Raw genomic sequence first — 21600 nt, 5'->3', positions numbered from 1 at the left:
CTGTTTCCTCCGGCGGGTTTTCCGGGCAGGGGAGGGCCCGGCGGGAATCCGCCGAATTCGAGCTGGGGCGTTTGAACGGAGTTGAATTCGCTGTCCCGGTAAGGGTTTCCGGGATGGCGGGCGGGCCTGGTTCCGCATCAGGCGGAAGCGGTGGTGGAGGCCCGCTCGCTGGGTTCCGGGGCGACCCGGTCGTCGCTGCCGGAACCGCTGGTCAAGGCGGCTGTCGGGGTGAGGGGACGGGCGTCCGCCCGGTTCAGGAGCGGATCAGTAGTCGACGCGGTCGGACTTGTTCCGCCAGGCGTCGAAGGCCGCGTTGCGGTCGGGCATCGCCACCCGCTGCACCGGCGTCGGCGTCTCGGTCCGCGGGTCCTCGAAGACGTCGTAGAAGGCTCGGTCGTCGAAGCCCGCTTCGGCGGCGTCGTCCCGGTCGGCGGCGAACAGCACCCGGTCCACCCGCGCCCACAGCGCGGAGGCCAGGCACATCGGGCACGGCTCGCACGAGGTGACCAGCACGCAGCCGTCGAGCTTGAAGCTGCCCAGCGCGCGGCAGGCGTTGCGGATCGCGGTGACCTCGGCGTGCGCGGTCGGGTCGAGGTCGACGGTCACCTTGTTGGTGCCGGTCGCGATGACCTCGCCGTCCCGGACGACGAGCGCGCCGAACGGCCCACCGCCCGCGGCCACGTTGCTGGTGGCCAGTTCGATGGCCCGGGCCATCCAGTCCTGCTCGGCGCTCGTCGCGACGTCCACGGACATGCTGTTTCTCCTTCGGTTTCTCGATGCCGGGGTGAGGGGGTTGCTGCGGCGGCGGCCCGGCCCCGCCGCCGCAGCAGGTCTGGCCTCACACGATGTGCTCCGGCGCCACCGGCGTGTGCGGGAGCTCCCGGCCGGTGGCCGCGCGGATCGCGGCGACCACCGCCGGCGTCGTGGAGATCGTCGGCGGCTCGCCCACGCCGCGGACCCCGTAGGCCGCGTTCGGGTCGCCGCGCTCGATGATGTCGATCTCCATCGGCGGGGTGTCGAGGATGGTCGGGATCAGGTAGTCGGTGAAGGACGGGTTGCGGATGCGGCCGTCGGCGACCTTGATCTCCTCCATCACCGCCAGCCCCATGCCCTGCGCGGAGCCGCCCTGGATCTGCCCGATCACCGCGTCCGGGTTGATCGCCTTGCCGACGTCCTGGGCGCAGGCCAGCTGCACCACCTTGACCAGGCCCAGGTCCAGGTCGACGTCGACCACCGCGCGGTGCGCGGAGAACGCGTGCTGGACGTGCACCCGGTCGCTGCGGCCCTGCTCGTCGAGCGGGAACGTCTCGCGGTGGTGGTACTCGCGGGTCTGCTCGATGACGTCATCGCCCAGCACCTCCACCAGGTCGGCCAGCACGCCGCCGGTCTCGGAGGAGATCTTCCCGCCGTGCAGCGAGAGCTGCGCCGGGTCGACGTCGAAGCGCTCGGCGACCCGGGCGAACAGCTCGTCGCGCACCGCCTCGCAGGCGGCCTTGACCGCGCTGCCGGTCACCAGCGTCTGCCGCGAGGCGGAGCTGGAGCCCGCCGGCCCGACGCTGGTGTCGTTCGGGTGGATGGTCACCCGCTCCACGCCGAGCTCGGTCCGCGCGATCTGCTGCTGCACGGTCACCAGGCCCTGGCCGACCTCGGCCGCCGCGGTGTGCACCATCGCGGCCGGTTCACCGCCGATGACCTGCAGCCGGACCCGCGCGGTGGAGAAGTCGTCGGCGCCCTCGGCGTAGCAGATGTTCTTGATCGTCACGCCGTAGCCGACGCCGCGCACCACGCCTTCGCCGTGCGTGGTGTTCGACGCTCCGCCCGGCAGGTTCCGGATGTCCACCGGCCCGTCCGGTTCGGCGGGCATCGGCAGCGCCCGCACCCGCTCCATCAGCTCGGCGACCGGCGCCGGGTAGTCCAGCACCTGGCCGGTCGGGATCGAGTCGCCCTGCTCGATGGCGTTGCGGATGCGCAGGTCGACGGGATCGATGCCCAGCTCGGCGGCGAGCTTGTCCATTTGGGACTCGTAGGCGAAAGTCGGCTGCACAGCGCCCAATCCGCGCATCGCGCCGCACGGCGGGTTGTTGGTGTAGACGCCCCAGCCCTCGATGTCGACGTTGGGCACCTTGTACGGCCCGGCGCCGAGAGTGGTGCCGTTGCCGACCACGACCGGCGTCTTCGAGGCGTAGGCGCCACCGTCGAAGTACTGCCGCGCCTTGACGTAGACGAGCTCGCCGTCGCGGGTCGCGCCGTGCTCGTAGTACATCTTGGCCGGGTGCCGGTGCACGTGGCCGTAGAACGACTCCTCGCGGTTGTAGACCATCTTGACCGGTTTGCCCAGGTGCAGCGCCAGCATGCAGACGTGCACCTGGATGGACAGGTCCTCGCGGCCGCCGAACGCGCCGCCGACGCCGGACATGGTCATCCGCACCTTCTCCGGCGGCAGCCCGAGCGCCCGCGCGGTCTGCCGCAGGTCGGAGTGCAGGTCCTGGGTGGCCAGGTACATGTCGACGCCGCCGTCCTCGGCGGGGATCGCCAGCCCGGACTCCGGGCCCAGGAAGGCCTGGTCCTGCATGCCGACGGTGTAGACGCCGGAGACGACCACGTCGGCCTTCGCGTGCGGATCGCCCTTGACGATCTTCTGGTGGCGCACCACGTTGCCGTCCGGGTGCAGGCGCGGCAGCGACTCGTCGTGCGCGACCCGCTCGGCGTCGAGCACCGGCTCCAGCACCTCGTAGTCGACGACGATCTTCTCCAGCGCCCGCCGCGCCGTCTCCGGGTGGTCGGCGGCCACCAGCGCGACCGCCTCGCCCACGTAGCGCACCACGTCGGAGGCCAGCACCGGCTGGTCGGCGTACTTGAGCCCGAAGCAGTTGTCGCCGGGCACGTCCTCGGCGGTGAGCACCGTCTGCACCCCGGCCATCGCCATCGCCGGGCCGATGTCGATCGACCGGATCCGGGCGTGCGGGTGCGGGCTGCGCAGCGTGGCGCCCCACAGCATGTCCTCGGCCCACAGGTCGGAGGAGTAGGCGAACTCGCCGCGCACCTTGATGGTGCCGTCGGGCCGCAGCGGCGATTCGCCGATGCCGCCGCCGATGGCGTCGTTGAGCTCCTGCGGACTGCGAGCAGGCGCGTTGCTGCTCATGCGGACACCTCCGGTGTTGCTCGGACCCGATCAGTGCTTCTCGTGGTGGTCGTGCGCGGTCGTCCGGCTCGGTCATCCGCAATTTCAATGGAAATCAGGTGTCCAATTTCCATTGAAATTGCACGTCCGATTTCAATGGAAGTTGCGGGTTCGAGGCTGGCGCCCGAGCTCGGGATTCGGTGCGACCGACTGGTGGAGATCCTGTTCGTGCTGGTCATGACGCCTCCCGGAGCCGGGTGCTGGCCCTGGTCAGCTCGTCGGTGAGGTCGGGCACCGACATCAACCGGCCGTCGTCGACGACGATCTCGCCGCCGCGCAGCAGCCGCTCCAGCCTCGGCAGCTGCCCGAGCACCAGCGCGGCCACCGGATCGGCGATGCCCGCGTGGTCGACGCCGTTCAGCTGCCAGACGGCGATGTCGGCGAGCTTGCCGGGCTCCAGCGAACCGAGCTCGCCGTCGCGGCCGAGGCAGCGCGCCCCGCCGCGGGTGGCCAGCCGCAGCGCGTCGCGCACCGACAGCGCCTGCGGCCCGTAACGGGCGCGCGCCGTCAGCAGCGCCTGCCGCATCTCCTCGCCGAGCCCGCCCGCCTCGTTGGACGCGACGCCGTCGACGCCCAGCCCGACGGGCACACCGGCGTCCAGCAGCGGCCGGACCGGGGCGGTCCCGGCGCCGAGCCTGCCGTTGGAGCTGGGGCAGTGCGCCGCCCCGGTGCCGGTCTCGCCGAGCCGCGCGATGCCCTGCTCGGACAGGTGGATCGTGTGCGCCAGCCACACGTCCGGGCCGAGCCACCCGAGGTCGTCGGCGTACTCCACCGGAGTTTTGCCGAACTCGGCGCGGCACTGCTCCTCCTCGTCGACCGTTTCGGCGAGGTGGGTGTGCAGCCGGACGCCGTTGCGGCGGGCCAGCTCGGCGGCCTGCCGCATCAGCTCGGTGCTGACCGAGAACGGCGAGCAGGGCCCGACCGCGACCTGCACGCGCGCCCCGGGCGAGGGGTCGTGGAACCGGTCGATGGCGTCCTGGGTGCCTGCCAGCGCCTGGTCGAGGTCCTCGACCACGGAGTCCGGCGGCAGCCCGCCGTGCGACTGCCCGCGGTCCATCGACCCGCGCACCGCGTGCAGCCGGACGCCGATCCGCTCCGCGGCGGAGACCACCGCGCCGAACACGTCCCCGCCCTCGCGCGGGAAGACGTAGTGGTGGTCGGCCGCGGTCGTGCAGCCGGACAGCGCCATGCGCGCCAGGCCCGCCGATGCGGCGGCGTGGGTGATCTCCTCGTCGATCCCGGCCCACACCGGGTACAGCTCGGTCAGCCAGCCGAACAGCGTGGCGTCGGCGGCGTAACCGCGCGTCGCCCACTGGTAGAGGTGGTGGTGGGTGTTGATCAGCCCGGGCGTGACCAGGCAACCGGTCGCGTCGATGCGCCGCACCGCGCCGTCCTGCGGCGGCGCGGAACCGGGGCCGACCGCGACGATCCGATCACCCTCGACCACGACGTGGCCCTCGGTGAACTCGCTACCCGAGTCGTCGACGGTCACCACGGCCCCGCCCTCGATGACCACGGTCCCGCCTCTCCGCGGTGCGCGGTGGTGGTCGCGTTCGGGATCGACCTGGCGTTCCGCGGTTTCCCGCGGCTGGTTCGCGTCGCGGTCCCCCGAGCTGCGGCCCGGGCGGACTCGGCTGGAGGAAGGGCTGCTCATGCCCGGGCCTTCCGCTGGGCCGCGAGCCGGACGGCGTCCATGATCTTCTCGTAGCCGGTGCAGCGGCACAGGTTGCCCGCCAGCGACTCGCGGATCTCCGCGTCCGACGGCTCCGGCGTGCGTTCCAGCAGGTCGTGCGTCTGCACCAGCAGGCCCGGGGTGCAGAAGCCGCACTGGACGGCGCCCGCCTCGACGAACGCCTCCTGGACCGGGTCCAGCCGCTCGCCGTCGGCCAGGCCTTCCACGGTGCGCACCTCGCGCCCTTCGGCCTGCCCCGCGGCCACCAGGCACGCGCAGGCCGGGACGCCGTCGACGTAGACCGTGCAGGAACCGCATTCGCCCTGCTCGCAGGCGTTCTTGGAGCCGGGCAGGCCGAGCCGCTCGCGCAGCACGTACAGCAGGCTCTCGCCCTCCCACACGTCGTCGGCCTCGTGCGGCTGCCCGTTGACGGTCAACTTCAGGCGCATTCCTGCCTCCCGGAACAGTGCTCGTGCCAGGCCCAGGACAGGGTCCGGCGGGCCATCACGGCCAGCGCGTGACGGCGGTAGTCGGCGGTGCCGCGCACGTCGTCGATGGGGGAGGACGCCTGCGCGACGAGCTCGCCGAAGCGGCGCGCCACCGAGTCCTCCAGCGGTCGCCGCCCCGCCCAGTCGAGCTCGGCGGACAGGAACTCCTCGGCCTCCAGCGCCCGCCGCGGCGTCGGGGCCGCCGAACCGAGCCCGGTGCCCACCCGCTGCTGCTCGGGGTGCAGTGCGATGGCGAAGGTGCACACCGCGATGACCATCGCGTTGCGGGTGCCGACCTTGGAGAACTGCTGCGGACCGGTCGCCGGGGCGATGTGCACCGCGGAGATCAGCTCGTCGGCGGCCAGCGCGTTGCGCTTGACCCCGGTGAAGAACTCCGCCACCGGGATCAGCCGGGTGCCGCGCACCGACTCGACCTCGATCTGCGCGTCGGAGGCCAGCAGCGGCGGGTGCCCGTCGCCGGCCGGTGAGGCCGAGCCCAGGTTGCCGCCGAGCGTGCCGCGGTTGCGGATCTGCGGCGAGCCGACGGTGCGGCTGGCGATCGCCAGGCCGGGCACCCGGTCGCCGAGCTCCTCGATCAGTCGGGTGTAGGGCAGCCCGGCTCCGATGCGCAGCACGTCGCCGTCCTGCGACCAGGTGGTCAGCTCGGGGATGCGGGTCAGGTCCAGCAGCACGTCCGGACGCCGGTGGTCGAAGTTGATCTCGACCATCACGTCGGTGCCGCCGGCGATGGGCGTGGCGTCGGGATGCGCGGCCTTGGCCTCGAGCGCTTCCCGCCACGTCGCGGGGCGGAGGAATTCCACGGTTGTTCTCCTCGTCACGGCCGGTGAAAAGGTGTGAGTCAGTACACAGCCGGGATGCTCCCGCTGACTAGCGGCGGAAACCCCGAAAAAGCCTTCCGGCCGCCGAACGGGAGTTGTATGTTTCTCCAAATGCGGATGACCGGCTCACGACGCCGCCGGTCGGCGGGGAGGTGGATCGCGTGCTGCTGGGCGACCTGCTCGCCGACCCGGAGCTCGGTCTGGTGCCGCTGCACGGCGCCGACCGGGCGGACCGGCCGGTGCGCGGCGTCTACATCACCGACCTGATCGACCCGCGCCGCTACCTCAACGGCGGCGAGCTGGTGCTCAGCGGCCTGATGTGGCACAACGGCCCGGCCGATTCGGAGCGCTTCGTGGCCGCGCTGGTCGACGCCGGGGTGGCCGCGCTGGCCGCGGGCACGGCGCGCCTCGGGCACGCCCCGCCCGACCTGGTCGAAGCCTGCCGCCGCCACGACCTGCCCGTCGTCGAGGTACCGCTGACGGTCAGCTTCAACACGCTCGCCGACCGCATCCAGCGCCGCGCCGCGCCGCGCCGGGAGCTGGTCGCCGCGGTGGCCGCGGGCGCGGACCTGGACCAGGCGCTGCGGATGGCGGCCGACGAGCTGGGCGCGGAGTGCTGGGTGCTGTCCGCCGCGGGCTGGATCGTCGGCGGGACCGCGCAGCTGCCGGAGGACGCCCGCCGCGCCGCGCTGCGCGAGTTCGCGACCGGTCGGCTGCCGAGCACGGCCCGCTCCGATGGCGCGCACGTGCTGTGGCCGGTGGAATCCGACGCCGAGCCGCGAGCGGCCCGCTGGTTCGTCCTCGCCGAGGGCGCCTACGACGAGTGGGACGCGGAACGGCTGGCCATCGCCACCGACCTCGGCACCGTGGTGGCGCTGCTGCGCGCGCGGGTGGACGAGGCCCGGCGCATCGCGGGGCGCTCGGTGGAGGCGGCTCTGCGCCGGTTGCTGGACGGGACGTCCACCCCGGCCGAGGTCGCCGCCCGGCTGGAGACCGCCGGCCTGCCCGCCGGGGACCCGCTGCGCGCGGTGGCGCTCGACGTCGGCGACGTCGTCGAGTCCACGACGCTGCTGCGCGAGATCGCCGCGGCCACCGGCATGGCCTCGGTGACCGCACCGCTGGGCGATGGCGCGACCGCGCTGTTCGTCGACGACGAAGAACACCTCGGGCAGCTGGACGTGCAGCTCGGCCGGATCGTCGCCGACGCCGAACCGTGCCTGGACGGGCGGAACCTGGCCGTCGGGGTAAGCGACATCACCCGCGCCACCGCGCTGCGCGGTGCGCTGGAGGAGGCGGGCTACGCGCGGCGGCTGGCGCAGCGCAAGCGCGGGCGAGCGGAGGTCGTCGCGGCGGCGGAGCTGGCCTCGCACGAGGTGCTGCTCGCCTCCACCCCGGACGAGCTGCGCCGCTCCTACCGCGAACGGCTCCTGGCCGATCTGATCGCCTACGACGACGTGCACCACTCCGACCTGGTGCGCACGCTGCGGACGTTCCTGGACTGCTCGGGCTCGTGGTCGCGCTGCGCGAAGCGACTCCACGTCCACGTGAACACGCTGCGTTACCGGATTCAGCGCGTGGAGGAGATCACCGGGCGCGACCTCTCGGAGTTCCCGTCCCGAGTGGACTTCTACCTGGCCCTCGAACTCGACCGCACCACGCCGCCCGGGCGCTGAGCGAGCGGCGTCACCGTCAACGTCCCGTGAAGAACCGCGCTGCGGGAGTCCTTGCCGTGCAAGGATTTTCCGCGACCACCGGAACCGGGTTCCGGGCAATTTCGCGCGAAATCGGCGTGATCGCCGGGTGAACGGGACGATTTCGCGCGAAATCGCCACCGACACGTCACGTCGGTGGCCGTGCACGCAACGCGACGAGCGCGCCGCCGATCCGTGGGTGTGCTCACACCGAGTTCGGCTTTCCGGGGGAACAGGTGGGCGCGGTTCGAAATCTCTCCGTGAGGGAGGTACCGTGCTTGGTCGCAGTTGTGCTCCACGGGCACCCGCTCCGGCGGGATCGGCCCGGCGAAACCCCCACCCCACCACCCGAGACGGAGGTACCGGGATTGACCGATCTGTCCGCCACCACCGGTGTGACGGACCGCCCGAGCGGCACCGCGCAGCAGACCGGCACGACTCCGGATGCGATCCAGCAGTTCCTGGACCGGCAGCGGCCCGAAACCCCTTGCCTGGTCGTGGATCTGGCGCAGGTGCGCAACCGCTACCGGCAGTTGCGGACCGCCCTGCCCGATGCTCGCATCTGCTACGCGGTCAAGGCCAATCCCACGCCCGAAGTGGTCGGTGAGCTGGTCGGCCTCGGTGCGTCGTTCGACGTCGCCAGCCCCGGCGAGATCGACCTGTGCCTGGCCCGGGGCGCTGCGCCGGAGTCGATCTCCTACGGCAACACGATCAAGAAGCGCCGCGACATCGCCCGGGCCCACGAGCAGGGCGTCCGGCTGTTCGCCACGGACAGCGCCGCCGACCTGGCCAACATCGCCGAGGTCGCGCCGGGCGCGCAGGTGTTCTGCCGGGTGCTGGTGGACAACGAGGGCTCCCGGACCCCGTTCGGCCGCAAGTTCGGCTGCCTGCCGGAGACCGCCGTCGAGCTGCTGGTGCGCGCGCGGGACCTCGGCCTGGACGCCTTCGGCGTGTCGTTCCACATTGGATCGCAGCAGCTGGAGCCGACGGCCTGGGAGCACGGGATCGACGCCGCACGGCGGGTTTTCGCCGGTTGCGCCGAGCAGGGGCTCCGGCTGCGGATGGTGAACCTGGGCGGCGGGCTGCCCGCCGCCTACACCCAGTCCGCGCCGCCGCTGGCCGACTACGTGCGCCGCATTGAGGAATCACTGGACCGTCACTTCGGCGCCGACCGCCCGGAGCTGCTCGTCGAACCCGGGCGGTTCGTCGTGGGCGACGCGGGCGTGCTGCGCAGCGAGGTGGTGCTGGTCACCGACTCCTGCGACGGCGAGTCCCGCTGGGTCTACCTGGACATCGGCCGCTACAACGGGTTGGCCGAGACCGAGGGCGAGGCCATCACCTACCGGCTGCGCACCTCCCGCGACGGCGATCCGGTGGGTCCGGTCGTGCTGGCGGGCCCGACCTGCGACGGTGATGACGTGCTCTACCAGCGGACCCGCTACGAACTGCCGCGCACGCTGCGCGGCGGTGACTGGGTGGACCTGCTGAGCGCGGGCGCCTACACGGCGAGCTACTCCTCCGTGGGCTTCAACGGGTTCGCCCCGCTGCCCACCCACTGCGTCGACGGCGATCAGCGGCATTGATCGCCCGGCACCGGGCGAAGGCGCCCGAGAACGCCGCGAAGAACCAGGAATTCTGCGAAATGATGGGAGGTCGATAGATGTCCGTCGACACCGGGACACCACCGGTCGGGTTGTTCACCGGCCAGCACGTCCTCGCCGAGCTGGAGGGCGTGGATCCGGAACTGCTGGACGACGAGCAGTTCCTGCGCGAGACCCTGCACGACGCGCTGAGCCGGTCGCACGCCACGGTGTGCCAGATGATCGCCAAGCGGTTCGAACCGCAGGGGGTCACCGTGTTGGCGCTGCTGTCGGAATCCCACGCCTCGCTGCACACCTACCCGGAGGACGGCTCGATCTTCATCGACGTCTTCACCTGCGGGCACACGGCGAAGCCGGAGCTGGCGGTGCGCCTGCTGGCCGACGCGCTGCGCCCCACGACGCAGAACGTCCAGACCATCCAGCGCGGCCGGGACTACGAACACCTGAGCTGAACCTGCGGTGGCGAGGGGGCGCGGTCAGCGCTCGCGCCGCCGCGGGTCCTCAGCGTTCGCCTGGGCGGACGGCCCTGACGCCGTGTATCCGCACACGAGTCGGGGCACCCGCAGTCCAGGAGGGCGCTGAGGACCCGCTACTCGCACCGCCGAGCAGAACGAGCCTGGAACACTCTCTAAGGAGGAGCACCGTTGATCGAAATCGACGGGCAGCGGTGGATCAAGGAGCCGATGGGCGCCGACCTGCAGCGCCTGTGGCGGGTCGACGAGGTGCTGTGGGAGGGCGACACCCCCTACCAGCACGTGGTGATCGGCCGCACCGGACAGGGCGTCTCGCTGTTCTGCGACGACGACCGGCAGAGCACCGAGTTCTCCCAGCTGGTCTACCACGAAGCGATGATGGTGCCCGCGTTCCTGCTGGCCGCGCAGGTGGAGCGGGTGCTGATCATCGGTTCCAGCGAGGGCGTGGCCAGCCAGATGTCGGTGGCCGCCGGCGCCACCCGCGTCGACCACGTGGACATCGACGAGCTGTGCGTGCGCAAGTGCGCCGAGCACCTGCCCTACGGCTACAGCACCGAGGACCTGGCCCGCGCCGAGCGGGGTGACGGGCCGATCAAGCTGCACTACGCGGACGGCTGGGGCTTCCTCGACCAGGCGCCGCCGGAGGGCTACGACATCGTGGTCGTCGACCTGCCGGACGAGCGGGCCGACGACGCCGACGGGCAGCACAACCGGCTCTACGGCATGGAGTTCATCCAGCGCTGCCAGTCGGTGCTGTCCGCGGGCGGGGTCGTCGCGTTCCAGGCGGGCTGCCCGACGGTGTGGCGCAACGAGACGCTGATCCGCGCCTACAACCGGTTCCAGGCGGCGTTCGACACGGTCGCCTACTTCGGCTCGGACGAGCACGAGTGGGCGTTCATCTTCGGCCGCGTGGAGCCGATCGACGACCCGACGAACGTGCTGCTCGAAGCGTTCCCGAAGTCGTCGTACCGCCCGGAGACGATCGACGAGGCGACGATCATCGGCGCCACCGTCCCGCCGTACTCGGTCCGCAACCAGGGCTGAACACCGGCAGCCGACTCGGCCTGCGGTCGGGCGCGGGTCCGTGAGTGTTTTGGGGTGCTGTAGGCCCCCAAAACACTCACGGTCGCTGACCAGCGGAAACGGTTCTTCAGGCGGCCGATTCGCGCTGGGTGAGCACCAGGGCGGCGTCCTCGGTGATGGCCACGGTGTGCTCGGAGTGGGCCGTGCGCGAGCCGTCGGCCGAGCGGATCGTCCAGCCGTCCGGGTCGAAGACGATCCGGTCGGTGGTGCGGGCGAACCACGGCTCCAGCGCGAGCGTCATGCCCGCCTGCAGCTTCATGCCGCGCCCCGCCTTGCCCCGGTTGGACACGTGCGGGTCCTCGTGCATGGTGCGCCCGAGCCCGTGGCCGCCGAACTCGGTGTTGACCGGGTAGCCGTACTCGCAGGCCACCGCCCAGATCGCCGCCGAGATGTCGCCGATCCGATTGCCCGCGCGCGCCGCCGCGATGGCCGCGTCCAGCGCTTCCTCGGTGGCGCGGACGATCCGCAGGTCCTCCTCGGCGGGGGTGCCGACGATGACCGTGCGCGCCGAGTCGGCCACCCAGCCGTCGATGGCGACCGCGATGTCGGCGGTGAGCACGTCACCGTCGCGCAGCACGTAGTCGTGCGGCAGACCGTGCAGGACGGCGTCGTTGACCGAGAGGCAGATGACGTTGCGGAACGGCCCCTTGCCGAAGGACGGGGCGTAGTCCCAGTAGCAGGACTCCGCGCCGCGCTGCTTGATCATGTCGCGCACGTGGTGCTCGATGTCCAGCAGGTTGACGCCCACGTCGGCGATCCGGCCGACCTCGGTGAGCACTTCGGCCACGAACTGGCCGGTCACGTGCATGCGCTGGATCTCGGTGGGCGTCTTGAGCTCGATCACGGGTACCTCGCGTGCCAGTGGATTCCGGTATAATAATACCGACGTTAGCACCGAGCGGTATAGAAATACCAACCAGGCGGCTCACGCGCCCCGACCGGCGAAGAGGTTCACAGCGAGTCGAGGTAGGGGTGCTGCGCCGGGTCCCCGTCGCGCGGCGCGAACCACTGGTCGAACGCCAAGCCGCGCGAGTGCAGCTCGGCCTCCAGCTTGGCGGCCTGCGCCGCCGTCTCCGGCTCCGCGTCTCCGGCCAGCGGCAGATCGATCTCGTACAGCTCGTCGAGCGCCATCCCGCCGGCCGCCCGCGCGGCGAAACCGGCGAACACCGGCTCGCTGTCGTCCCAGTTCATCAGCTCGGCGGCCTCCAGCGCCACCCTGGCCTCGTTGACGAACAGCCGCAGCGCCAGCGCCTCGGCGACCGAGCGCGGCGGCGTCCACGACGACGCGGTCAACCGCTCCGCGACGGGCATCGAGGCCAGCACGAACGCACGGGCGAAGAACGCGTCGTAGCGGTGGTCGTAGCAGGGCGGCAGCTCCTCCAGGACCAGCAGGCCGACCGCGTCGGCGACGGTGGCGTTGTTCACCGCCAGCGCCAGCTCGTCGTAGAAGACCTCGTCGGTGACCACCCGCACCGCGTGCACCAGCGCTCCGGCGGCCAGCGACGCCGCGTCGCCCGGCCCGCCGAACGCCTCCGGCCCGAACGCCCGCAGCCGCGGCGCGAGCCCGAGGAACCGGGCCCGCCACTGCTCGACGTCCATCGCGGGCTCCGCCGAGCTCTCCAGCGCCTCCTCGACGGCCGCCTCCAGCTCGTCGACGACCGCTTCGCCGCTGGCCGCCAGCCGGTTGAACTCGTCCTCGGTGATCCGCACCTCCGAGTGCGCGACCGACCAGCCCGCCAGCACCTCGCTCTCGCCGATCAGCTCGTCGAGCACCGAGGCGGCGGCGTCCTCCGCGGCCAGCAGCGAGGGCGCGTCCAGCGCCAGCACCACGCTGGCCCCGGCCGGGTGCACGGTGATGCGGTAGTCCAGGACGTCGATGTCGGCGTCACCGGGGCCGGAGACCCCCTCGACCAGCGCGAGGTGGCGGTCCAGCACGGCCGCGATCCCCTCCTGCTGCAGCGGGTCGAGCTCCACCACGCCGTTCGGCGGTCCGAGCTCCGCTGTCACCGCATAGTCCACCGCGTCTCGCCCTCTCCTCGCCGGTTGGTCGGCATGGTACGTCCTCGCGGGCGCCCGGACCCGTCAGCCGATCCGGGGTCCCTCATCAGCCATGATGGACCACGTGACGACGACTGTGGCCGTATTCGGCAGCTGCAACATGGACCTGGTGGCGTACGCGGACACCGCCCCGAAGCGCGGTGAGACGGTGCTGGGCCGGGAGTTCCACACGGTGCCGGGCGGGAAGGGCGCCAACCAGGCGCTCGCCGCGGCGAAGGCGGGCGCGGCGGTGCGCATGATCGGCGCGGTCGGCGAGGACGAGTTCGGCTCGGAGATCCGCCGCGTCCTGCAGGAGTCCGATGTGGACATCGCAGGGCTGCGCGCGGTGCCCGGCCGCAGCGGCACCGCGCACATCGTGGTGGACGACCAGGGCGGCAACTCGATCGTCGTGGTGCCCGCCGCCAACGGCACCGTCGACGGGCTGGTCGACGGCGACGAGGAGCTCATCGCCGGCGCGCAGAGCCTGTTGCTGCAGCTGGAGATCCCGTTCTCCGGCGTGGCCGCGGCCGCGGCGGCCGGGCGGCGCAACGGGGTGCGCGTGGTGCTCACGCCGGCACCCGCCGCGGAGCTGTCCGAGGACATCCTGTCGAACGTGGACGTGCTGGTGCCCAACGAGCACGAGGCGGCGATCCTGGCCGGCCACGACGACCCGGACCGGGCGCTGCAGAAGCTGCTCGAACTTGTCCCGGAAGTGGTGATCACGCTCGGTGCGCGCGGCTCGCTCTACGGCAGCCGGGACGGCGCGCGGGTGGAGGTGCCGAGCTTCCCGGTGGAGGCGGTGGACACCACGGCGGCGGGCGACACCTACGTCGGCGTGCTCAGCGCGGCGCTCGGCGAGGGCGCCGACATGCCCGAGGCGATGCGCACGGCCTCCGCCGGTTCCGCGGTGTCGGTGCAGCGCAACGGAGCGAGCAGTTCGATGCCGACCCGCCGGGAAATCGCCGACTTCCTCGCCGGTCGATAAGGCGCAATTACCGAAGGTCGATCGCCCGGTTACGAGGCGTCATTCCCGGGTTTCACGGACGGCCGGTTTCCCCGACCGCATACCGGCCGTCCGTGCCAGCGCTCACTGAGCGTTGTCGTAGGCCTCGACGACCTCGGCGGGAATGCGGCCCCGATCGGAAACCTGCATGCCCTGATTCCGGGCCCATTCCCGAATGGCCTGGTTGCGTTCCCGGTCCGCGGTGGTCGGGGTGCTCGACGGCTTGCCCGGCTTGGTCGCGATCCGCTTGCGACCGCCGGTCTTCCGCGCGCTGGCCACGAAAGACGCGAGCGAGTCGCGCAGTTTCGAGGCATTGTCCGAGGACAGGTCAATTGCGTAGCTCACCCCGTCCAAGGCGAACTCGACGGTGGTGTCGGCTGGTGTGCCGTCGACATCGTCGACGAGCTGAACGGTGACTTTCTGCGCCACGGTAACCCTCGATTCCGGTCCGATTCCCCTCCTTCTCCGCACCGCGCGTGCGGAGAAGAGCGAGCGAACAATAAACGATCGCGCGAAGAATGTTCCACCCGCCGCCGGAATTTTCTCCGCTGTGCCCTGCATTACTTTCCGGATAGACCGGGCGCCGGTTACCGTGCGTTCCCGTTCGTCGCGCTGCTCGCACGCCTGGCAACACCAACCCACCTGGCGGTTATCGGCAGGTGGGTCCGCTGTTCTATGGTTGGATGCGAGACAACTGAGATGTCACGTGCTACAACGTGAGCGGGACTCGCAGTAGTCTTACCTGCAAGTGTCGCGGATCGAGGCGGGGCACGTTCCCGAGACAGGTGATCATGGCCGAGCGGATTCAGGTCGAACTCGTCGACGACATCGACGGGTCTCCAGCCACCCACACCGTTACCTTCGCGTTGGATGGTGTGACGTACGAAATCGACCTGAACGACGAACACGCCCAAGAGCTGCGCGCGCTGCTCACCCGCTACATCGAAGCGGCCCGCAAGCCCAAGCCGGAACCGGCGCGCACCACCCGTCAGCAGGAGCGCGAAGAGGAGCAGACCCGCCTCGCCAACAAGCAGCTGACCGAGCAGATCCGCGGCGCCGCCCAGCGCACCCGCGAGCACCACAAGAAGGCCACCGAGCAGCCCGAGGCGCAGGCCGAGGCCGTCGAGCCCGAGATCGTCGAGCCCGAGATCGTCGAATCCGCGCCGCGCTTCGACGCCGCCGCTGCGGAGAAGAAGGAGCCGGCCCAGGCCTCCGCGGTCTCGCTGCCGCTGTTCTCCTCCGCCGTCGACTGACCCCACCACGGGCGGCACCGGGTTCCGGCCCGATGCCGGAATGATCACGGCTGTGGACACGGCCGGCCGCCGGCAAATACGGTTCTCGCGTTTTGCTCCTCTTGCTGGCGGGAGGCCCGGTGACGGCGCGGTTGATACGTGGTGCTCCGGCAGCACTGCTGGTCCTGGCGGTGAGCGCGACCGGGTGCAGCCCGCTGGTCGACGTCGAGCAGACCGCCGGCCAGCTGCGCGCCTCGGTGCAGGCACCCACGGTGCGCGGCGGCGAAGCCGTGATCGCGCTGGACCAGGAGCCGGACAAGCTGGACCCGACGCTGGCCACCACGCTGGCCGGGCGGCAGGTCTTCAACAGCATGTGCGAGAAGCTCTACGACGTCGACCCGGCCGGTCGCGCGGTCCCGCAGCTCGCCACCGAACTCCCGCGCGTCTCCCCGGACGGGCGCGAGCTGACCATCCCGCTGCGCACCGGGGTGCTGTTCAACGACGGCACCGCGTTCGACGCGGCAGCGGTGAAGAAGAGCCTGGACCGGCACCGCGAACTGCCGTCCTCCGGCCGCCGCTCCGAGCTCACCGCCATCGACTCCGTCGAGGTCGTGGATCCGACCGCGGTGCGGCTGAAGCTCAAGCAGCCGTCCGCCCCGCTGCCCACCGTGCTCGCCGACCGCGCGGGCATGATCATGTCCCCGGCGAAGCTGGACGAGCTCGGCGAGGACTTCTCCGACGACCCGGTCTGCGTCGGCCCGTTCCGCTTCGTCGAGCGCATCGCCCAGGACCGGATCGTGCTGGAGCGCAGCGAGTTCTACTACGACCGCGACGCGGTGCGGCTGGACCGGCTGGTCTACAAGGCGGTCCCCGACGACAACATCCGCATCGCCAACCTGCGCTCCGGCGAGTTCGACGTGGTCTGGGAGGTCGGCCCGCCGGACGTGCCGGTGGTCTCCCGCGAGCAGGACCTGGTGCTGCTCAACCAGCCGTCGATCCAGTACATGGGCATCACCGTCAACACCAACAACGTCGACGGGAAGACCGGCCACGTCGACGGACCGCTGGCCAACGACCCCAGGGTGCGGGAAGCGCTGTCGCTGTCCATCGACCGCGAAACGCTCAACCGCATCGCCTTCAACGGCCTCTACCAGCCTGCCTGCGGCCCGATCCCGCCGACCAGCGAGTTCGCCACCCCCGCGACGCAGGCCTGCCCGCCGCACGACGTGGCCCGGGCCCGCCGGCTGCTCGCCGAAGCGGGCGCGCGCACCCCGGTGCGCGTCGAGCTGCTGCTCACCAACGACTCCACGACCAGCCGCGTCGGCCAGGTCATCCAGGCGATGGCCGCCGAGGCCGGGTTCGACGTCGTGCTCCGCCCGAGCGAGTCCACCAGCGCCATCTCCGCGGGCAAGAAGGGCCGCTTCCAGACCTTCCTGATCGGCTGGTCCGGCCGCCCCGACCCGGACGGCAACATCACCGGCATGCACGCGCAAGGCGCGGCGCAGAACTACAGCGGCTTCTCGACGCCGGAGACCGACGCGCTGCTCAAGCAGGCCGCCGCCGAGCAGAACACCGACCGCCGCCGCGAGCTCTACGAGCAGGTCGTCGAGCAGCTGCAGCAGCGCAACAACGTGATCTACCTCTACCGCCAGCAGTACTACACCGCGCACACCGCCGAGCTGGCCGGTGTCGAGGTCTACCCCGACGGGATCATGCGGCTGAAGACCGCCGGTCGCGTCGAGTCCGGGAGTTGAGATGCTGCGCAGCTACGCGCTCAACCGCGTCCTGCAGTCGCTGGTGACCCTGGTGCTGGTCTCGCTCGTCGTGTTCGCGGGCCTGCGCGCGCTGCCCGGCGACCCGGCCATCGCGCTGGCCGGTGCCGAAGCCGACGACGCCGCGATCGAGGAGGTCCGCCGCACCTACCTGCTCGACGAGCCGGTCCACGTGCAGTACCTGAGCTGGATCGGCCGCGCCCTGCAGGGCGACCTGGGCGAATCGGCCCAGACCGGCTTGCCGATCGGCGAGATCATCCTCAGCCGGATCCCGGTCACCCTCGAACTGGCCCTGCTGAGCCTGCTGTTCGCCGCGCTGATCGGGCTGACCACCGGCGTGATCGCGGCCGTCCGCCGCGGCGGGCCGCTGGACTGGCTGGGCAACGGGGTGTCGCTGTTCGGACTGTCCATCCCGAACTTCTGGCTCGGCCTGATGTGCGTGCTGGTCTTCGCGGTCGGCCTCGGCTGGCTGCCCGCATCGGGCTTCGTGCCGTTCACCGAATCCCCGCTGGGCAACCTGGAACGGCTCATCATGCCGGCGTTCGTGCTGGGCAGCGGGCTGGCCGCGGTGCTGATGCGGCAGATGCGATCGTCCATGCTGGACGCCCTGAGCGCCGACTACGTGCGCACCGCGCGCGCCAAGGGCGCGGGGGAGTTCCGGGTGGTGGCGGTGCACGGCCTGCGCAACAGCCTGATCACCGTGCTGACCATCCTCGGCCTGCAGCTCGGCACGCTGATCTCCGGCGCGGTGGTCACCGAGCAGATCTTCGTGCTGCCGGGCTTCGGCAAATTGATGGTCGATGCGGTGTTCACCCGCGACTACCCGGTCATCCAGGCCGCGGTGCTGATCAGCGCGGCCGGCTACATCGTGGTGAACCTGCTCGTCGACCTGCTCTATTCGGTGGTGGACCCGCGAATCCGGGTCAGCGGAGGTGCGGCATGAGCAACCCCAGCCCTGCACCAACCCGAGCCTTGCGCAACCGCACATCAGGGGAGCGTTCGGAGGTGTCCGCATGAGTAATCCCGGCTCTGAACCAACCCGAGCCCTGCGCAACCGCACCCCAGGGGAACGTGACGTAAACCAGCCACAAGAAACCCCGCAACGCGAGGTCACTGCCGAACGCAACCACCACTGTGAATCGCGGAGAGGCGGGGCAGCATCCCGCCGCGTGCTGCGCCGCCTGCTGCGGCACCGCACCGGCGTCGTCGGCCTCGTCCTGTCGGTGCTGTTCGTGCTGGTGGCGCTGGCCGCACCGCTGATCGCACCGAGCGATCCGGCCGCGGTGAACTTCGACGAGGTCCTGCAGCAGCCGTCGCTGGCCGCGCCGCTGGGCAGCGACGAACTGGGCCGCGACCAGCTCTCCCGCATCTTCTACGGCGTCCGCGCGTCGATCGTGGTGGGCGTGCTGTCGGTGCTGCTGGCCGTCGTGGTGGCGGTGCCGCTGGGCCTGATCGCCGGGTACTACCGCGGTGTCGTCGACTCCGTGGTCTCCCGCATCACCGACACGCTGCTGGCCTTCCCGTTCCTGGTGCTGGCCGTCGGGCTCGCCGCGGTCATGGGCGCCTCGATGGTGAACGCGGCGATCGCGATCGGCCTGTCCCAGGTGCCGAACCTGATCCGGGTCGTGCGGGGCGAAACCCTGCGGCTGGCCGGTGAGGACTACGTGACCGCCAGCGTGGCGGCCGGTGCGTCCGGTGCCACGGCGATGTTCCGGCACATCCTGCCGAACTCGGTGAACGCCCTGCTGGTGCAGATCACGGTGGCGATTCCGCAGGCCATCATCGGCGAAGCGCTGCTGTCCTTCCTCGGCCTCGGCGTGCAGCCGCCCACCCCGTCGCTGGGCGTGATGCTCTCGTCCGCGCAGACCTACTTCACGCAGGCCCCGTGGCTGGTGGTCTTCCCCGGCATCGCGGTGGTGCTCGCCACGCTCGGCTTCAACCTGCTCGGCGACGGCCTGCGGGACGCCCTGGACCCGAAGGGGAACCGATGAGCGACGTGCTTTCCTTCACCGACCTGCGGGTTCGGTTCCGCACCGAGGACGGCACCGCCGAGGCGGTGCGCGGGGTCAGCTTCGGCGTCGCACCCGGCGAGATCCTGGCCGTGGTGGGCGAGTCCGGCTCCGGCAAGAGCGTGACCGCGATGTCCGCGCTGGGGCTGCTCCCGCGCACCGCCGAGGTCACCGGGCGCATCGAGCTCGACGGCGCCGAGCTCGGCGAGCAGGAACTGCGCCGGGTCCGCGGCAAGGACATCGCGATGATCTTCCAGGAGCCGATGACCTCGCTGAACCCGGTGTTCACCATCGGCTGGCAGCTCGTCGAGGCGATCCGGCTGCACACCAGCACGACCAGTGCGAAGGCCCGCGAGCGCGCCGTGGAACTGCTCGACCTGGTCGGCATCCCGGAACCGGCGCGACGGCTCAAGCACTACCCGCACCAGCTCTCCGGCGGTCAGCGGCAGCGCGTGATGATCGCGATGGCGCTGGCCTGCGAGCCGAAGGTGCTGATCGCCGACGAGCCGACCACCGCGCTGGACGTGACGGTCCAGGCCGAGATCCTGGCCCTGCTGCGCGACCTGCGCGACCGGCTGGGCACCACGATCCTGCTGATCACCCACGACATGGGCGTCGTAGCCGACCTCGCCGACCGGGTGGTGGTGATGTACCGCGGCGAGGTGGTCGAGGAGGCGGCTGCCGCCGACCTGTTCCGCGCGCCCCAGCACGAGTACACCGAAGCGCTGCTCGCCGCGGTGCCCAGGCTGGAGATCGGGGAGAGCGCGGAGCCCGAACCGGCCGAACCGGTGCTCGTCGTCGAGGACCTGGTCGTAACCTACGGCGGCCAGCGCGCGGTGGACGGCGTATCGCTGCGCGTCGACCGGGGCGAGGTCCTCGCGCTGGTCGGCGAGTCGGGCTCCGGCAAGTCCACCGTCGGCAAGTGCGCGGCCCGCCTGCTGACCCCGGCTGAGGGCCGGATCGTGCTCAACGGCCAGGACATCAGCCGCCTGCCGGCCCGCCGACTGCGCCCGCTGCGGCGCAACATCGGCATCGTCTTCCAGGACCCGGGCTCGTCCCTGGATCCCCGGATGAGCATCGCGGACAGCATCGCCGAACCGCTCCGCCTGCACCGCGTCGCGCGAGGCCGGGAGCTCGACAAGCGGGTGGACGAACTCCTGGACGCGGTGGAGCTGGGCGCGTCCAGACGCCAGCGCTACCCGCACGAGCTCTCCGGCGGTCAGCGGCAGCGCGTCAGCATCGCCCGCGCCCTCGCGCTGGAACCGGAACTGCTGATCGCCGACGAACCGACCAGCGCGCTGGACGTCTCGGTGCAGGACGCGGTGCTGGAGCTGTTCCAGTCGCTGCAGGCCAGGCTGAACTTCAGCTGCCTGTTCATCAGCCACGACCTGGCGGTGGTGAACATGCTCGCCCGCCGCGTGGCCGTCATGCGGCGCGGCCAGGTGGTGGAGCAGGGGGAGACGGCGCAGGTCCTCGGGAACCCGGAGCACGAGTACACGCAGCGCCTGCTGGCCGCGGTCCCGGTGCCGGACCCGGAGCGGCAGCGCGAACGCCGGCTGGCCTAGTCCTCGGCGCGGTGCCGTCGGGAGCGAGCGCGCTGACCGGGAGCGGAGCGCGCCGGCTTCTTCGACTCGGCCTTGGGCCGCTCGACCCGATCCGCCAGCGCAGCGGCGAACTCCGGAGGAGAGCTCGGACCCCAATTCCGGTCCTCCGGGTCCATCAGAGTCTTTCGCAGCTCGGTGTAGATCGGCGTCGAGTCCACTGCGTACCCCCGTTCTGACGGTCGCCTGGCAGGCTACCCGCGCGCACGGGACGAATCGCGGTGACGAAGCAGGACCACACGAACGTGGACATCAACAGCACTCCGGGAGGACCTCGCCGCAGAGGCCTGAAGATCAGGTCTGACCTGCGGAGATGACCTTTAAGAGGGGGTGGTGTTCAGGGGGTGTTCGGGGGTCTGTAAAGTTCTACGAGTCAGAGCGACACGGGCCGGGAAAACCGGAACGGGCCTGGCGCGGGGTCACGAACCAAGCTCCCACGAACGAGTGGTAGAGTGGGTGAGCCCGAAACGGCAAGACTTTGAAAATGCGAAACGCTTGCACGTGTTGAAAACTACAGACCGCTTCGAATCCGGTAGATAACGAATTGGATGCGGGGAAACGAGAGTGCCCCCCCGATTTGACTCCGGAAAACGGGATGGTCTAGTGTGGTAAACACGAAAGCGAACAGAGGAAATGCTCCCCGGAGCTTGGCGGCCTGATTCGGGTCGTGGGTGATGGTGTGGGTGTGTTCTTTGAGAACTCAACAGCGGACTGTTTTGGTTAGTGTTCTTTTATGCCCCCGACCAGATGTTTGTTTTGGTTGGTGGTTTCTTTGAGTATGACGCTCGCCTTTGATGGTTTGAGTGTCTGCTGGGATTGTTCAACAGCATTGTTGGAGAGTTTGATCCTGGCTCAGGACGAACGCTGGCGGCGTGCTTAACACATGCAAGTCGAACGCTGAAGCACTTTCGGGTGTGG

18 protein-coding genes and 1 rRNA gene are annotated in these 21600 nt (G+C 70.8%); 11 read left to right on the top strand and 8 right to left on the bottom strand.

Features of this window, described 5'->3' with window-relative positions:
- Positions 1–264 precede the first annotated feature (264 nt).
- The 5 genes from C4T78_RS17040 to C4T78_RS17020 all read right to left on the bottom strand — a co-directional run bounded on the left by C4T78_RS17040 (position 265) and on the right by C4T78_RS17020 (position 6162).
- Positions 265–753, bottom strand: a complete 489-nt coding sequence (locus C4T78_RS17040; protein WP_093348708.1) for a nucleoside deaminase — start codon at positions 751–753, stop codon at positions 265–267.
- 85 nt (positions 754–838) lie between these two features.
- Positions 839–3142, bottom strand: coding sequence for a xanthine dehydrogenase subunit D (gene pucD, locus C4T78_RS17035; RefSeq protein ID WP_093348705.1), 2304 nt, complete (start codon positions 3140–3142; stop codon positions 839–841).
- 214 nt (positions 3143–3356) lie between these two features.
- On the bottom strand, positions 3357–4835 hold the full coding sequence (locus C4T78_RS17030) for an 8-oxoguanine deaminase (RefSeq protein ID WP_093348703.1): 1479 nt from the start codon (positions 4833–4835) through the stop codon (positions 3357–3359).
- A complete protein-coding gene (locus C4T78_RS17025) occupies positions 4832–5302 on the bottom strand; it encodes a (2Fe-2S)-binding protein (protein ID WP_093157745.1) in 471 nt (156 codons plus the stop codon). Before C4T78_RS17025 ends, C4T78_RS17030 begins: the two co-directional genes overlap by 4 nt.
- The gene (locus C4T78_RS17020) at positions 5293–6162 is read right to left on the bottom strand and encodes an FAD binding domain-containing protein (protein WP_093348700.1); all 870 of its coding nucleotides are present in this window, start codon (positions 6160–6162) and stop codon (positions 5293–5295) included. Before C4T78_RS17020 ends, C4T78_RS17025 begins: the two co-directional genes overlap by 10 nt.
- 179 nt (positions 6163–6341) lie before the next feature.
- Here C4T78_RS17020 and C4T78_RS17015 point away from each other — a divergent pair, with 179 nt between their 5' ends.
- The 4 genes from C4T78_RS17015 to C4T78_RS17000 all read left to right on the top strand — a co-directional run bounded on the left by C4T78_RS17015 (position 6342) and on the right by C4T78_RS17000 (position 10989).
- On the top strand, positions 6342–7853 hold the full coding sequence (locus tag C4T78_RS17015) for a PucR family transcriptional regulator (protein ID WP_093349995.1): 1512 nt from the start codon (positions 6342–6344) through the stop codon (positions 7851–7853).
- 386 nt (positions 7854–8239) lie between these two features.
- Positions 8240–9454 (top strand): type III PLP-dependent enzyme, encoded by a 1215-nt coding sequence (locus C4T78_RS17010; protein ID WP_093348698.1) that lies wholly within the window; start codon positions 8240–8242, stop codon positions 9452–9454.
- A 77-nt stretch (positions 9455–9531) separates the two neighbouring features.
- Positions 9532–9924, top strand: coding sequence for an adenosylmethionine decarboxylase (gene speD, locus C4T78_RS17005; RefSeq protein ID WP_093157750.1), 393 nt, complete (start codon positions 9532–9534; stop codon positions 9922–9924).
- A gap of 192 nt (positions 9925–10116) precedes the next feature.
- Positions 10117–10989, top strand: coding sequence for a spermidine synthase (locus C4T78_RS17000; protein ID WP_093348695.1), 873 nt, complete (start codon positions 10117–10119; stop codon positions 10987–10989).
- 106 nt (positions 10990–11095) lie between these two features.
- Here the strand turns inward: C4T78_RS17000 and map are convergent, their stop codons facing one another.
- Positions 11096–11872: a type I methionyl aminopeptidase gene (gene map, locus C4T78_RS16995; protein ID WP_093348693.1), complete on the bottom strand. Its 777-nt coding sequence runs from the start codon at positions 11870–11872 to the stop codon at positions 11096–11098.
- Between the two features lie 107 nt (positions 11873–11979).
- Positions 11980–13047 (bottom strand): hypothetical protein, encoded by a 1068-nt coding sequence (locus tag C4T78_RS16990; RefSeq protein ID WP_093348690.1) that lies wholly within the window; start codon positions 13045–13047, stop codon positions 11980–11982.
- Between the two features lie 103 nt (positions 13048–13150).
- Between C4T78_RS16990 and rbsK the strand changes: the two genes are divergently transcribed.
- Entirely contained in the window at positions 13151–14050 is a 900-nt protein-coding gene (rbsK, locus tag C4T78_RS16985; RefSeq protein WP_093349993.1) for a ribokinase, read from the top strand.
- 102 nt (positions 14051–14152) lie between these two features.
- Here the strand turns inward: rbsK and C4T78_RS16980 are convergent, their stop codons facing one another.
- Entirely contained in the window at positions 14153–14497 is a 345-nt protein-coding gene (locus C4T78_RS16980) for a histone-like nucleoid-structuring protein Lsr2 (protein WP_093157756.1), read from the bottom strand.
- A 362-nt stretch (positions 14498–14859) separates the two neighbouring features.
- Between C4T78_RS16980 and C4T78_RS16975 the strand changes: the two genes are divergently transcribed.
- The 6 genes from C4T78_RS16975 to C4T78_RS16945 all read left to right on the top strand — a co-directional run.
- Entirely contained in the window at positions 14860–15321 is a 462-nt protein-coding gene (locus tag C4T78_RS16975) for a histone-like nucleoid-structuring protein Lsr2 (protein ID WP_093348687.1), read from the top strand.
- Positions 15322–15440: 119 nt separating this feature from the next.
- The gene (locus tag C4T78_RS16970; protein ID WP_093348685.1) at positions 15441–17054 is read left to right on the top strand and encodes an ABC transporter substrate-binding protein; all 1614 of its coding nucleotides are present in this window, start codon (positions 15441–15443) and stop codon (positions 17052–17054) included.
- 1 nt (position 17055) lies between these two features.
- Entirely contained in the window at positions 17056–18015 is a 960-nt protein-coding gene (locus C4T78_RS16965) for an ABC transporter permease (protein ID WP_093348682.1), read from the top strand.
- A gap of 226 nt (positions 18016–18241) precedes the next feature.
- A complete protein-coding gene (locus tag C4T78_RS16960) occupies positions 18242–19063 on the top strand; it encodes an ABC transporter permease (protein ID WP_235863199.1) in 822 nt (273 codons plus the stop codon).
- Positions 19060–20646 (top strand): ABC transporter ATP-binding protein, encoded by a 1587-nt coding sequence (locus tag C4T78_RS16955; RefSeq protein WP_093348677.1) that lies wholly within the window; start codon positions 19060–19062, stop codon positions 20644–20646. The genes C4T78_RS16960 and C4T78_RS16955 overlap by 4 nt, the downstream gene beginning before the upstream one ends.
- A gap of 865 nt (positions 20647–21511) precedes the next feature.
- Positions 21512–21600 (top strand): 16S ribosomal RNA (locus tag C4T78_RS16945); the annotation flags it as partial.

Origin of the sequence: Saccharopolyspora kobensis, assembly GCF_900108315.1 — a bacterium.
Classification (GTDB): Bacteria; Actinomycetota; Actinomycetes; order Mycobacteriales; family Pseudonocardiaceae; genus Saccharopolyspora; species Saccharopolyspora kobensis.
The sequence above is the reverse complement of the archived record's forward strand: the minus strand, read 5'-3'. Positions and strand labels throughout refer to the sequence as shown.

Bases quoted from the DNA above. Each gene is read 5' to 3' on its own strand.
- C4T78_RS17040 (WP_093348708.1), bottom strand. From the start codon at position 753: ATGTCCGTGGACGTCGCGACGAGCGCCGAGCAGGACTGGATGGCCCGG.
- pucD (WP_093348705.1), bottom strand. From the start codon at position 3,142: ATGAGCAGCAACGCGCCTGCTCGCAGTCCGCAGGAGCTCAACGACGCC.
- C4T78_RS17030 (WP_093348703.1), bottom strand. From the start codon at position 4,835: ATGAGCAGCCCTTCCTCCAGCCGAGTCCGCCCGGGCCGCAGCTCGGGG.
- C4T78_RS17025 (WP_093157745.1), bottom strand. From the start codon at position 5,302: ATGCGCCTGAAGTTGACCGTCAACGGGCAGCCGCACGAGGCCGACGAC.
- speD (WP_093157750.1), top strand. From the start codon at position 9,532: ATGTCCGTCGACACCGGGACACCACCGGTCGGGTTGTTCACCGGCCAG.
- C4T78_RS16975 (WP_093348687.1), top strand. From the start codon at position 14,860: ATGGCCGAGCGGATTCAGGTCGAACTCGTCGACGACATCGACGGGTCT.
- C4T78_RS16965 (WP_093348682.1), top strand. From the start codon at position 17,056: ATGCTGCGCAGCTACGCGCTCAACCGCGTCCTGCAGTCGCTGGTGACC.
- C4T78_RS16955 (WP_093348677.1), top strand. From the start codon at position 19,060: ATGAGCGACGTGCTTTCCTTCACCGACCTGCGGGTTCGGTTCCGCACC.